Genomic DNA, 13,489 nt, shown 5'->3' with positions numbered 1-13,489 from the left:
ATCACCTCAGAAAGTCACACCAGAACAAAGAATAATGTTAGCGAACGGTGAACATTCTCCGGTACGGATCACCGCTTTACTGTCATGAGTCAGCTGTTTAAAACGTTCATGGCTGCAATAAATAATTTCAATCGTATTATTTTGGGTGACTTCTAACTGTTGTAAGTGAGCTAAAATAGCGTCTTCCATTTGTGGGTTAATGGTACTGATTTCCTCAGCTAGAATGGCTTTTTCGACTTGCATCTCTTGAGTAATGACACTTAAAACTGACATGAAATCGGGTAAGCCTTGAGTAATGGCTAAATCAATACGCTCCGTTCCTTGAGAAATAGGCAAACCTGCATCAGCAAGCGTTATTTGGTCCGTATGACCTAACTTGGCAATTACAGAGGTAACGTTGGCATTAAGTAAAACACCCTTTTTCATTTTTCACCGCCATTCTAGTAAGCGAAACGTTTCGCTCATGTAATCATAGTAAAGATAAATCACAACTCAATATTGATGGTTGATATTTGTGATCAATATCGAAACGTTTCGTTCGCATTAGAAATACTTAAAAACAATAACTTATTGAATCACTTGTAGCTGAATCGTTTTTTCTTATTTATTGGGGCATGTCAAAGAAAAATGGAAAAATAGGTCGCAGTATGTAATAAAAGAAATTGATAGTTTTGATATCAACACCTCTATTAATAAAAGGAATGAATAATGCAGCTTGCTGAACGAATTGCCCAACTAAGCAATTACCTTGAAAGCGGTTTATATGAACGCCAGCAGGCTATTCGTTTGTGCTTATTAGCCACATTAAGCGGCGAAAGCGTATTTCTATTAGGCCCTCCGGGTATTGCCAAAAGCTTAATTGCACGAAGAATGAAATATGCTTTTCGTCATGCGAATGCTTTTGAGTACTTAATGACACGATTTTCAACACCCGAAGAAATCTTTGGCCCTCTTTCAATACAAGCGTTAAAAGATGAAGGGCGATATGAACGTTTAACTAAAGGTTATTTACCTGACGCTGAAGTCGTATTCCTTGATGAGATATGGAAAGCAGGCCCTGCCATCTTAAATACTTTATTAACCGCGGTAAATGAGCGCAAGTTCCGTAATGGTGATGAAGAAAAATCTATCCCGATGCGGTTATTAGTAACGGCATCCAATGAATTGCCTGATGCAGATAATAGCCTTGAAGCGCTATTCGACAGAATGCTAGTACGTATTTGGCTGGATAAAGTGCAAGAAAAACAAAATTTTCGCGCACTATTAACAGGAAAATCATCACTGAATGAATCTCAAATGCCGGAACATTTAAAAATCAGCGATGAAGAATACCAACAGTGGCAACAAGAAATACCCAAAATTACGCTACCCGATCACTGTTTTGAATTAATTTACCAATTACGTCAGCAACTAGATGCAACAGACAAACGGGTTTATGTTTCAGATAGGCGCTGGAAGAAAGCGGTTTATTTATTACAAGCAAGTGCTTTCTTTAATGGTCGTAATAGTGTATCTCCTCTAGATCTTGTGTTATTAAAAGATTGCCTCTGGCATGACATGCAATCTATGAATGCGTTACCACAACTATTACAGTCATTATTACAAGAAGATGGCTGGCAGCAGCGAAAGTTGACTCGAGAAATAGAGCAGACTTATCAGCAATGGATGTCATCGACCCAAGACCAAAACAACCAAGATGCATTTAAAGTCAATAAAAACAATGCGATGTTTGCTCGTAAAGCGTCATATGTATTGCCCGAAAATATCAGTGATGGTCGAATTACCCTATTTTTACATCGTCCACTGCAACTACATAATATGAAAGTGACTTTTGTAACTACTGATAAAAAATCCCTGATAACGTTTTTAAATAAAGGAACGACACTATCCGCTCACCTAAATGGGATTGGTTTTGCACAAGACATTGCCGCTGAGGTGAATAATTTAAACCAGATACAGTTATTAGATATAAGTCATCAATCATCTACTTTATATATTCAAGATAAAGCCTCATCACTCACGCCAAATACAAATAATCAAGAATGGCTAGACAAGCTAGATAAAATTCAAGGAGAAATTCAAGCCGCACGCTATCAGTTTGAAAAACAACAGCCCAACTTATTTATTGAATCACACTGGCTTGCAGATATTGAACAAAGCTTCATGAAACTCACAGAGAAACTAAACCAATTACGTAACCAAATCACGGGTAAAGTGGCTGAATAACGATGATGAGTTTAGCCACACTAGAAATGCTGCTTTCGGTTAATGAAGGTCAATTAATCGAGGAGATAATTATCTCTTTGTTAGCAACCCCTCAATTGGCGGTCTTTTTTGAAAAACACCCTAGATTAAAAAAAGCGTTACTAAAAGATTTATCCGGTTGGAAAAAAGATCTCAAACAGCGTATGCAAGATGCGCTTGTTCCTGCTCAACTTTCAGAAGAGTTTGAACTTTATCGTCAATCTCTTGGCATATCGACAGACGCCTTTTTTATCCAATTACCAAGTGTCATAGCAAAACTTCACCAACTGGATTCTCCTTTTTACCGTGAAGCACATCAGTTACAGAGCGGGAAAATAGAAAATCGCAGTGCAAGGCAATCACTGTTTGTACAAAAATGGCGAGTCAGTTTAATTTTACAAGTGACGACTCTACATAAAGAAATGTTAGAACAAGAAAAAGAACAATTGCTGGCGGAACTACAGCGCCGATTAGCACTAAGTGGCAATTTAGAGGATATCTTAGGTGAAAATGAACGTGCTGCAGGCCGGTTGTGGGATTTAACCAAAGGTGTGAACATGACTTCCGCTTATAATGACCAATTATTAAGCCGATACAGTGAATTTTTACGTCAGCAGCCTGAATTAGAAAAAATAGCACAATTATTAGGCCGTAGCCAAACTGCACAAGCAATCCCTGATGATAGCGTGGTACTAGAACCGATGACTATCATGGAAAAAGTGCCTGAAACTGTTCCTGAGCAAGTTAATGGCTTAAATCAAAGTGACGATATTTTACGGTTATTACCTGCAGAACTCGCTATGTTAGGTCTTGAAGATATTGAATTTGAGTTCTATCGAAAATTACTTGAAAAACAGCTTCTAACTTATCGATTACAAGGAGATAGCTGGCAAGAAAGGAAAGTTCTTCGCCCAATAACACATCACCATGATGAAGAACAACCGAGAGGTCCATTTGTTGTATGTATTGATACTTCCGGTTCGATGGGCGGTTTAAATGAACGCTGTGCAAAGGCTTTTTGCCTCGCATTAATGAAAATTGCGCTGGCGGATAACCGCTCATGTCATGTGATGTTATTTTCCACAGAAATTGTGCATTACGATTTACTTTCTATTGATGGCCTAGAGCAATGTATTCGATTTTTACATCAAACATTTAAAGGTGGGACTGATCTTGCGGCTTGTTTGCAAGAAACAGCAGTAAAATTGGAATCAAAGCAGTGGATAGATGCAGATGCCGTAGTGATTTCTGATTTTGTTGCTCAGCGTTTACCTGATGAGTTGATTCAAAAAATAAAAGCCATGCAGAAGAAAGGTAAATACCGCTTCCATGCGGTATCTGTATCAAATTATGGGAAACCCAGCATCATGAAAATCTTTGACCATATTTGGCGTTTTGATACTGGGTTAAAAAGCAGGTTGTTACGCCGCTTTAGTCGCTAATTACAGCATACCTTCAACGGATTCTTGCATTTCAGCACCCCATACACCACATTGCACTTGGCCAATGTGTTGGCGTTGGAGAAGTAGCATAACTAAGCGTGATTGGCCAATACCACCACCGATAGTTTGCGGCATTTCACCTTTCACTAATGCTTGGTGCCACTCTAATTCCATACGTTTTTCATCGTCAGTTAACTTTAATTGACGGGTCAAACACTCAGGACTTACGCGAATTCCCATTGAAGAAAGCTCAAATGCGTCCTGTAAAACAGGGTTCCACACAATGATGTCGCCGTTCAAACCACAAAAACCGTCTTCATTTTTTGTTGTCCAATCGTCGTAGTCTGGCGCACGAACATCATGTGATTCACCACTAGATAGCTTACCACCGATACCAATTAAGAATACTGCACCTAATTCTTTCGCGATTGCGCGTTCACGCCCTTTCGCATCTAAATCAGGATAGCGCTGTAACAATTCTTCACTGTGAATAAAGTGGATTTGGTCTGGCAGGAACGGTGCCAACCCAAACTCTTTACTTACGGCAGCTTCTGTTTCTTTTATTGCCTTATAGATTTTACCCACTGTCTGCTTCAGATAAGGAAGTGTACGTTCCTCATCTGCCATCACTTTTTCCCAATCCCACTGATCAACATAGACGGAGTGGATTGGGGTTAAGCGATCCTCGTCCGGACGCAACGCTTTCATATGCGTGTATAGACCTTGGCCTTTACTAAAACCGAAACGTCCTAATGTTTTACGTTTCCATTTAGCCAAAGAATGAACCACTTCAAAGGTTGCACCTGGAATTGATTTCACTTTTACTTGAACGGCTTTTTCACTGCCCGATAAGTTGTCTTGAGTACCATCCCCTAAACGGCTTAGGATTGGTCCTTGAACTTCAATTAACCCTAATTCTTTTTCAAGTAAACGTGAGAAATACGATTTCACAAAACTAATTTGTTGCTGATGTTCGATAAATGACTTGTCCATAATTTATTCCCATAATTTGTTAGCTGTGTTAGCTGATGTATAGATTAAGCAACAAAATGAGGTATAAATTCAATATCCATCATTAAAAAAAGCCTTTACTGTTTATTTTAAATAAAAAAACAGGTATAAAAATGAATAATCGTTAAAATAGAGGTGAAATAATGCCGGAAAATTATCAAATCGATAATCTCGATCGTGACATACTTCACGAATTAATGGGAAATGCGCGCATACCGTATGCTGAATTAGCAAAAAAATTCGCAGTTAGCCCCGGAACAATTCATGTCCGAGTCGAAAAAATGAAGCAAGCAGGAATTATTAAAGGCACACGTATTGATATAAACCCAAAACAATTAGGGTTCGATGTTTGTTGCTTTATTGGCATTATTTTAAAAAGTGCAAAAGATTACCCAACCGCACTAAAAAAATTAGATGCCTTAGAAGAAGTTGTCGAGGTGTACTACACAACAGGGCAATACAGCATTTTTATTAAAGTCATGTGCCGTTCTATCGATTCTTTACAAGACGTACTTATCAACAAAATTCAGACCATTGATGAGATACAATCCACAGAAACACTGATCTCCTTACAAAACCCGATCTTACGAACAATCAACCCGTAGAAAAAAAATGATATAACCACATTATCCACAGGTAGATCCCAGCTCATTCACAGCGTACAATAGCGCCCTATTATTGTGAAAGAGAATCACCATGACAAAAGTAACCTTAATTAGTGGCAGTACAATGGGCAGTGCGGAGTATGTTGCCGAGCACATGGCTGAGATTTTAGAAGAACTCGGTCATGAAACTGAAATTCAACATGGCCCAGAGCTTGATGACTTAACACTTGAAGGCATATGGCTGGTGGTGAGCTCAACACATGGTGCAGGTGATCTGCCTGAAAATATTCAACCTCTTTTTGATTCAATAGAAGAAAGCGCTCCTGATCTAAGCGAAGTCCAATTTGGCTCTGTTGGGATCGGTAGCTCTGAATATGACACTTTCTGTGGTGCTATCCACAAAATAGATGCGTTATTAATCAAGCAAGGGGCTAAAAGGATCGGTGAATGTTTGGAAATTGATGTCCAACAACACGAAATACCGGAAGATCCCGCAGGAGAATGGGTTAAAATTTGGGCAAACGAACTCTAATCTGATTAAAAAACCAGCAATCAACTGTGGATAACTCAGGGAAGATCCCGGTATTAACCCGTAGTTATCCAGAGTATAAGTTTTTAGGCTCCCAAGGCCTGTGTATAAGTACCCATTTTGATCCCAGCTTATACGCAAATGGATCACGGATCATTCACAGTATATGATCCTTTACAGTTTTATGATCTTTAAAGTGAAAATCCACTTATCCACAGAAACCGGTGATCCTAATAAAAGATCTAATAAAGAGATCTTTAAATAAAAAGATCTTTATATTATATAAGGGGGAAACCTAAAGCTTGGTCTCTTCCTCAAACTTGAGTAGAATTCTCTCCTCAAATGCACAATCCGCATTTTCTAACGTTTAAGGTCCACACATGTTTTATCCAGAGCAATTTGACGTCATCGTAATTGGTGGTGGTCATGCCGGTACTGAAGCAGCAATGGCAGCTGCACGTATGGGGCGTCAAACCCTATTACTGACTCACAATATTGATACATTGGGCCAGATGTCTTGCAACCCAGCCATCGGTGGGATCGGTAAGGGACATCTGGTTAGAGAAATTGATGCCCTAGGTGGTCTAATGGCCATCGCTACAGACAAAGCGGGTATTCAATTTAGAACATTAAATGCCAGCAAAGGGCCAGCTGTTCGTGCAACCCGAGCGCAAGCTGACCGTGTTCTGTATCGCCAAGCTGTCAGAATGGCTTTAGAAAATCAGCCTAATTTAATGATTTTCCAACAACCCGTAGAAGACTTGCTTGTTGAAAACAATCGAGTTACAGGGGCAATTACCCGTATGGGCTTAAAATTTAAAGCCAAAGCCGTGGTATTAACCGTTGGTACTTTCCTTGATGGCAAAATTCATATTGGTTTAGAAAATTACAGTGGCGGTCGTGCAGGGGATCCCCCTTCAATTTCACTTTCTCAACGTTTGAGAGAATTGCCTTTACGTGTTAATCGTTTAAAAACAGGAACGCCACCACGTATTGATGCAAGAACTATTGATTTCAGTCAGTTAGCTCAACAGCTAGGTGATGACCCAATGCCCGTTTTTTCATTCTTAGGTTCACAAGATCAACATCCACAACAGATGCCTTGTCATATCACCTATACCAATGAAAAAACCCATGATGTGATCAGAAATAACCTAGATCGTAGCCCTATGTATGCAGGGGTTATTGAAGGGATCGGCCCACGTTATTGCCCTTCGATCGAAGATAAAGTCATGCGTTTTGCAGATAAAGACTCACATCAGATCTTTTTAGAGCCAGAAGGCTTAACGAGCAATGAAATTTATCCTAACGGGATATCCACCAGCTTACCATTTGATGTTCAAATGCAAATTGTTCATTCCATGAAAGGAATGGAAAATGCACGGATCATTCGTCCTGGTTATGCTATCGAGTATGATTTCTTTGACCCTAGAGATCTAAAACAAACGCTTGAGAGTAAATTTATTGAAGGTTTATTCTTTGCTGGCCAAATTAACGGCACAACAGGTTATGAAGAAGCCGGAGCTCAAGGGCTATTAGCGGGCCTTAATGCTGCACAACATGCCTTTGGTTTAGACGGTTGGTTCCCTCGTCGTGACCAAGCTTATATCGGTGTTCTCGTTGACGACCTTTGTACTTTAGGGACAAAAGAACCTTACCGTATGTTTACTTCACGTGCGGAATACCGTTTGATGCTTCGTGAAGACAATGCCGATTTGCGACTCACTGAAAAAGGCCGAGAGTTAGGCTTAGTTGATGACGTACGTTGGGCTCACTTTAATAAAAAAGTTGAACTGATTGAAAAAGAACGTCAACGCTTAAAAGATATTTGGGTTCATCCTAAATCAGATAACCATACTGAGATAGATGGAATTTTAACCGTTCCATTATCGAAAGAAGCAAATGGGGAAGATTTACTACGTCGTCCAGAAATGACGTATCAAATGCTAACCTCGCTTAACCTGTTTGCCCCAGGTATTGACGATCCTCAAGCTGCGGATCAAGTGGAAATCCAAGTTAAATACGAAGGTTATATCGCTCGCCAAAAAGAAGAAATCGAAAGACAACTACGTAATGAAAATACCTTGTTGCCTGTTGACCTCGATTACAAACAAGTAAAAGGGTTGTCGAACGAAGTGATGGCGAAACTGAACGACCATAAACCGACATCTATTGGTCAAGCATCACGAATTTCAGGGATTACGCCTGCAGCAATCTCTATCTTACTTGTTTGGCTGAAAAAACAAGGCATGCTACGCCGGAGTGCTTAACATGGATTTATTATCGAAACTTAATCAATTGTTAGCAAAAACCGATATTGACTTAACGGAAAAGCAAAAACAGCAGTTAGTTGACTATGTTGGGTTATTAGCTAAATGGAACAAAGCCTATAACCTGACTTCAGTACGTGACCCACAACAGATGTTGATCCGTCATATCATGGACAGCATAGTGGTGAACGGTCAACTCAACGGAACAAAATTTATTGATGTAGGAACGGGGCCAGGCTTACCTGGCGTTCCTTTAGCTATTGTTCGGCCTGATTCCCATTTTGTTTTATTGGACAGCTTAGGGAAGCGGATACGCTTTTTAAAACAGGTTCAACATGAACTAGGGCTAACGAATATCGAACCTGTTCAATCGCGTGTTGAAGAGTACCCAATTGAAAATGGTTTTGATGGGGTGATTAGCCGCGCATTTGCTTCACTGAACGATATGCTGAGTTGGTGCCATCATTTACCTTCATCTGGCGGTCGTTTTTATGCACTTAAAGGTGTCATTCGTGATGATGAAATGGCGCTACCAGAAGGTTTTGTGATTGAATCTATCACTGAGCTTGAAGTGCCTGAACTTGATGAACAGCGGCATTTGGTTAAAGTTTCTATAAAATAAAGTTGCTTTCTGTCAAAATATTTTGTCTTTTAGAGCGATAGTCGGTGTGTTACAAAGCACCGGCTATTCTTGTTTTTAGCTAGAGAGTAAATATTTATATTTCACGTGTTATTTACATAGAAATAACGAATAAGTTTCAAAAATAAGGTGTTGAAAGAAAAAATATAGGGAAATTGGCAATTTTGACTTAATCGATTTAGCTAGATAAATAGTTAATAGTGAAATATTTGATTTATCACTTTTAAATTTAACTTAAAAATCTACTTCTTTAATTGTTTGATTTACAGATTAAATCTATTTTTTGTTGTCAGTAAAGTTGAAAGAATAAATAAAGAGAATAAAGCTAAATGTGATATTTATCACATTAATGTGAATATATGCAGCAATTCATTAACTATTTATTAATTATTACAGCGACAATTCTGCGCCAACTCGAAAAAATTAAATATTTATTCACCTTTTCGCTACTTACTGATTGAATTCATTTCGCCTGCCCGTATAATTTGCACGTTTTTGTCTCTTGACACATTTACGCAAAGGCAGTTTTATACAACACTTAGCGTTTCTGAGGCTGAGAAGAGCTGGGAGTAAACAAAAAGTTATGTCTGTATCCCTTTATGACAACAAACACGCTGCAAAGCAGTTGTCTGTTCAGTTTATAACTTTAGTGATCCTCAGTGGGGCTTTCTGTGCAAATAGTATAGAATGGGGGGCCTCTGCTCTTGCTGGTGGGTTAGCATGCTGGTTACCAAATATCGTATTTATGCTGCTAGCACAATTTCAGAAAGCAAAAGGAGAGGATGAACCTGTCCGCATTGCCTGGTTCTTAGCATTAGGAGCAGGGCTAAAGGTTGTTACAACTATCGCTGTCTTAGTTGTTGCTTTCGGTGTGTTCAAAGCGTCATTAACACCACTGGGTTTGACCTATTTAGCGGTGCTAATTGTTCAGATTGTTGCACCAGCCGTTTTTAAACGGTAAGTATTTTTAAACTACAAAAGGGTAAGAGGCATCATGTCTGCATCAGGAGAAGTGATGACTACAGAGGATTACATAGGCCACCATCTGAGAAACCTTCAGTTGGACCTGAGTACCTTTAAGTTGGTCGATCCCCACGCTAGTCCAACATTTTGGACGTTGAACATTGACTCGCTTTTTTTCTCGGTAGTTCTCGGGGCTCTGTTCCTGTGGCTATTTAGAAGAGTTGCAGTTAATGCGACTAGTGGCGTACCCGGTAAGTTACAGACTGCAATAGAACTGATCATTGGTTTCGTTGATAACTCAGTCCGTGATATGTATCACGGCAAGAGCAAAGTTATTGCTCCTTTAGCATTAACGGTGTTCGTCTGGGTATTCTTAATGAACCTAATGGATTTACTCCCAATTGATTTCCTTCCGTATATTGCTGAGCATTATCTCGGGTTACCTGCATTACGTGCAGTGCCAACCGCAGATGTTAGTGTCACATTATCGATGGCTATTGGTGTGTTTATCCTAATCCTCTTCTACAGCATCAAAATGAAAGGAATTGGCGGATTTACAAAAGAGCTCACAATGCAGCCTTTTAACCATCCTGTCTTCATTCCAGTCAACTTGATTCTTGAAGGGGTAAGCCTGCTGTCAAAACCTGTATCACTCGGTCTGCGACTGTTTGGTAACATGTATGCAGGTGAATTGATCTTTATTCTTATCGCGGCTCTGCTACCGTGGTGGTCACAGTGGTTGTTAAGCCTACCTTGGGCTATCTTCCACATACTGATTATTACGCTACAAGCCTTTATTTTTATGGTTCTGACGGTTGTCTATCTGTCGATGGCATCTGAAGAACACTAATTTAATTTTATCAATAATTGTATTAACTGAAACAAACTGGAGACTGTCATGGAAAACCTGAGTATGGATCTGCTGTACATGGCTGCCGCTGTGATGATGGGCTTAGCGGCGATCGGTGCTGCGATCGGTATCGGCATCCTAGGTGGTAAATTTTTAGAAGGTGCTGCTCGTCAGCCAGATTTAATTCCTCTGCTGCGTACACAGTTCTTTATCGTAATGGGTCTGGTCGATGCTATTCCGATGATTGCTGTTGGTCTGGGCTTGTATGTAATGTTCGCTGTTGCCTAATTAACGTTACGGAACACTGTAAGAACATTAATTCACTAATGAATATGAGGTATTGTCTGTGAATCTAAATGCAACAATCCTCGGCCAGGCTATCGCGTTTGTCCTGTTTGTTTGGTTCTGTATGAAGTATGTATGGCCACCGATTATGGCGGCCATTGAAAAGCGTCAAAAAGAAATTGCTGACGGTTTATCTTCCGCAGAACGTGCTAAAAAGAACCTGGAACTGGCGCAAACCGACGCAACCGACCGACTGAAAAAAGCGAAAGCTGAAGCTCAAGTCATCATTGAACAAGCGAATAAACAACGCGTTCAAATGATTGATGAAGCAAAAGCAGAAGCGGAAGCAGAACGTGCAAAAATCGTCGCACAAGCGCAAGCTGAAATTGATGCTGAGCGTAAACGTGCACGTGAAGAGTTACGTAAACAGGTTGCGATGCTTGCTATCGCAGGTGCCGAGAAGATCATCGAACGTTCCGTGGATGAAGCTGCTAACAGCGACATCGTTGATAAACTAGTCGCTGAACTGTAAGGAGGGAGGGGCATGTCTGAAATTGCTACTGTAGCTCGCCCCTACGCCAAAGCAGCTTTTGACTTTGCTGTGGAAAACCAAGCTGTTGCTAAATGGCAGGAAATGCTAGCCTTCACCGCTGAGGTGACGCGCAATGAACAGGTTGGGGAGCTGCTTTCTGGTTCTATTGCACCAGAAACATTAGCTAAAACGTTTATCTCTGTTTGTGGAGATGAAATTGACGAGCATGTTCAGAATCTGATTCGTGTTATGGCAGATAACGGGCGTTTAACGACGCTGCCAGAAGTGTTGACGCAGTTTATCCAATTGCGCGATTCTCTGGAATCAACCATTGAAGTTGATGTGATTTCTGCTAACGAACTGAGTGAACAGCAGTCAGCTAAAATTTCTGCAGCGATGGAAAAACGTCTGTCACGCAAAGTTAAGCTGAATTGCAAAATTGATAAGTCTGTTATTGCTGGAGTGATCATTCGTGCTGGAGACCTCGTTATTGACGGGAGTATCCGCGGTCGCTTAGAGCGTTTAACTGACGTCTTGCAGTCTTAAGGGGACTGGAGCATATGCAACTGAATTCCACCGAAATCAGCGAACTGATCAAACAGCGTATTGCTCAGTTCGATGTTGTGAGTGAAGCTCACAATGAAGGTACGATTGTATCCGTTAATGACGGTATTATTCGTATTCACGGTTTAGCCGAAGTCATGCAGGGTGAAATGATCGCGCTGCCTGGCAACCGTTACGCTATCGCACTGAACTTAGAGCGTGACTCTGTTGGTGCGGTCGTTATGGGTCCTTATGCCGACTTGGCAGAAGGCATGAAAGTTAAATGTACTGGTCGTATTCTTGAAGTTCCAGTAGGCCGTGGCCTGCTAGGACGTGTTGTGAATACACTGGGTCAACCAATTGATGGTAAAGGTCCTGTTGATAACGATGGCTTCTCTCCTGTAGAAGTTATTGCGCCAGGTGTTATCGACCGTCAATCCGTTGATCAACCAGTTCAAACTGGTTATAAATCAGTCGATGCCATGATCCCAATCGGTCGTGGTCAGCGTGAGCTTGTTATCGGTGACCGTCAAACAGGTAAAACTGCTTTGGCTATCGATGCAATCATCAACCAACGCGACTCAGGCATCAAATGTGTGTACGTGGCTATCGGCCAGAAAGCGTCTACCGTTTCTAACGTAGTTCGTAAATTGGAAGAACACGGCGCACTGCAAAACACTATCGTTGTTGTTGCTACAGCATCTGAATCAGCTGCTCTGCAATACTTAGCGCCATATGCTGGTTGCGCGATGGGTGAATATTTCCGTGACCGCGGTGAAGATGCACTGATCGTATACGATGACCTGTCTAAACAGGCTGTTGCATACCGTCAAATCTCACTGTTGCTGCGTCGTCCACCAGGACGTGAAGCTTACCCAGGTGACGTTTTCTATCTGCACTCACGTTTACTTGAGCGTGCTGCTCGCGTTAACGCTGAATACGTAGAAAACTTTACTAAAGGCGAAGTTAAAGGCAAAACAGGTTCATTGACAGCTCTGCCTATCATTGAAACCCAAGCTGGTGACGTTTCTGCATTCGTACCAACAAACGTAATTTCGATTACAGATGGTCAGATCTTCCTGGAATCTAACCTGTTTAACTCTGGTATTCGTCCAGCGGTTAACCCAGGTATTTCAGTATCTCGTGTTGGTGGTGCTGCTCAGACTAAAATTATCAAGAAACTGTCTGGTGGTATCCGTACCGCACTTGCTCAGTATCGTGAACTGGCAGCGTTTGCTCAGTTTGCTTCCGACCTCGATGACGCGACTCGTAAACAGTTAAGTCATGGTCAGAAAGTAACTGAACTGCTGAAACAGAAACAGTACGCACCAATGTCAGTAGCAGAGCAGGCACTGTCTCTGTTCGCGGCAGAACGTGGGTTCTTGGATGATGTTGAGTTAGCGAAAATTGGTGCGTTTGAAGCTGCTTTAGTTTCTTTTGCACAGCGCGAGCATGCTGACCTTATGAACGAAATTGGCCCGGCTGGTAGCTATAACGATGATATCGAAGGCAAGTTGAAAAAACTGCTCGAATCATTTAAAGCAACTCAGTCCTGGTAATACTATTCGGCCCAGT

Annotated in this window: 14 protein-coding genes; 12 read left to right on the top strand and 2 right to left on the bottom strand. The window is 41.0% G+C overall.

Features of this window, described 5'->3' with window-relative positions; all coding sequences use genetic code 11:
• Positions 1 to 6 precede the first annotated feature (6 nt).
• Positions 7 to 426, bottom strand: a complete 420-nt coding sequence (gene rbsD, locus P3L37_RS00205) for a D-ribose pyranase (RefSeq protein WP_004906713.1) — start codon at positions 424 to 426, stop codon at positions 7 to 9.
• Positions 427 to 708: 282 nt separating this feature from the next.
• On the opposite strand from rbsD, the gene ravA reads away from it, so the two are divergent.
• Both ravA and viaA read left to right on the top strand, forming a co-directional pair.
• The gene (gene ravA, locus P3L37_RS00200; RefSeq protein WP_109912556.1) at positions 709 to 2,226 is read left to right on the top strand and encodes an ATPase RavA; all 1,518 of its coding nucleotides are present in this window, start codon (positions 709 to 711) and stop codon (positions 2,224 to 2,226) included.
• Between the two features lie 2 nt (positions 2,227 to 2,228).
• A complete protein-coding gene (gene viaA / locus P3L37_RS00195; RefSeq protein ID WP_115166308.1) occupies positions 2,229 to 3,686 on the top strand; it encodes an ATPase RavA stimulator ViaA in 1,458 nt (485 codons plus the stop codon).
• Here the strand turns inward: viaA and asnA are convergent, their stop codons facing one another.
• Positions 3,687 to 4,679: an aspartate--ammonia ligase gene (gene asnA, locus P3L37_RS00190; protein ID WP_004906722.1), complete on the bottom strand. Its 993-nt coding sequence runs from the start codon at positions 4,677 to 4,679 to the stop codon at positions 3,687 to 3,689.
• A 161-nt stretch (positions 4,680 to 4,840) separates the two neighbouring features.
• Here asnA and asnC point away from each other — a divergent pair, with 161 nt between their 5' ends.
• The 10 genes from asnC (at position 4,841) to atpA (ending at position 13,473) form a co-directional block, all read left to right on the top strand.
• The gene (gene asnC / locus P3L37_RS00185) at positions 4,841 to 5,302 is read left to right on the top strand and encodes a transcriptional regulator AsnC (protein ID WP_004906728.1); all 462 of its coding nucleotides are present in this window, start codon (positions 4,841 to 4,843) and stop codon (positions 5,300 to 5,302) included.
• Positions 5,303 to 5,393: 91 nt separating this feature from the next.
• Positions 5,394 to 5,834, top strand: coding sequence for an FMN-binding protein MioC (mioC, locus tag P3L37_RS00180; RefSeq protein WP_109912554.1), 441 nt, complete (start codon positions 5,394 to 5,396; stop codon positions 5,832 to 5,834).
• Positions 5,835 to 6,211: 377 nt separating this feature from the next.
• Positions 6,212 to 8,101 carry a tRNA uridine-5-carboxymethylaminomethyl(34) synthesis enzyme MnmG gene (mnmG, locus tag P3L37_RS00175; protein ID WP_004906733.1) on the top strand — a complete coding sequence of 630 codons (1,890 nt, stop codon included), beginning with the start codon at positions 6,212 to 6,214 and terminating at the stop codon, positions 8,099 to 8,101.
• 1 nt (position 8,102) lies between these two features.
• A complete protein-coding gene (gene rsmG, locus P3L37_RS00170; protein WP_004906735.1) occupies positions 8,103 to 8,723 on the top strand; it encodes a 16S rRNA (guanine(527)-N(7))-methyltransferase RsmG in 621 nt (206 codons plus the stop codon).
• 601 nt (positions 8,724 to 9,324) lie between these two features.
• On the top strand, positions 9,325 to 9,702 hold the full coding sequence (gene atpI / locus P3L37_RS00165; protein ID WP_004906317.1) for a F0F1 ATP synthase subunit I: 378 nt from the start codon (positions 9,325 to 9,327) through the stop codon (positions 9,700 to 9,702).
• Between the two features lie 33 nt (positions 9,703 to 9,735).
• Entirely contained in the window at positions 9,736 to 10,554 is an 819-nt protein-coding gene (gene atpB, locus P3L37_RS00160; RefSeq protein ID WP_004906738.1) for a F0F1 ATP synthase subunit A, read from the top strand.
• Positions 10,555 to 10,602: 48 nt separating this feature from the next.
• Positions 10,603 to 10,842: a F0F1 ATP synthase subunit C gene (atpE, locus tag P3L37_RS00155; protein ID WP_004093904.1), complete on the top strand. Its 240-nt coding sequence runs from the start codon at positions 10,603 to 10,605 to the stop codon at positions 10,840 to 10,842.
• A 58-nt stretch (positions 10,843 to 10,900) separates the two neighbouring features.
• Positions 10,901 to 11,371 carry a F0F1 ATP synthase subunit B gene (atpF, locus tag P3L37_RS00150; RefSeq protein WP_004906301.1) on the top strand — a complete coding sequence of 157 codons (471 nt, stop codon included), beginning with the start codon at positions 10,901 to 10,903 and terminating at the stop codon, positions 11,369 to 11,371.
• Positions 11,372 to 11,383: 12 nt separating this feature from the next.
• Positions 11,384 to 11,917: a F0F1 ATP synthase subunit delta gene (gene atpH, locus P3L37_RS00145; RefSeq protein ID WP_004906300.1), complete on the top strand. Its 534-nt coding sequence runs from the start codon at positions 11,384 to 11,386 to the stop codon at positions 11,915 to 11,917.
• Between the two features lie 14 nt (positions 11,918 to 11,931).
• Positions 11,932 to 13,473, top strand: coding sequence for a F0F1 ATP synthase subunit alpha (atpA, locus tag P3L37_RS00140; protein WP_004906297.1), 1,542 nt, complete (start codon positions 11,932 to 11,934; stop codon positions 13,471 to 13,473).
• The last annotated feature ends 16 nt before the right edge of the window (positions 13,474 to 13,489 follow it).

Origin of the sequence: Providencia sp. PROV114, from assembly GCF_032704305.1 — a bacterium.
Taxonomy (GTDB): Bacteria; Pseudomonadota; Gammaproteobacteria; order Enterobacterales; family Enterobacteriaceae; genus Providencia; species Providencia rettgeri.
This window is presented reverse-complemented; position numbering and strand designations above follow the sequence as displayed.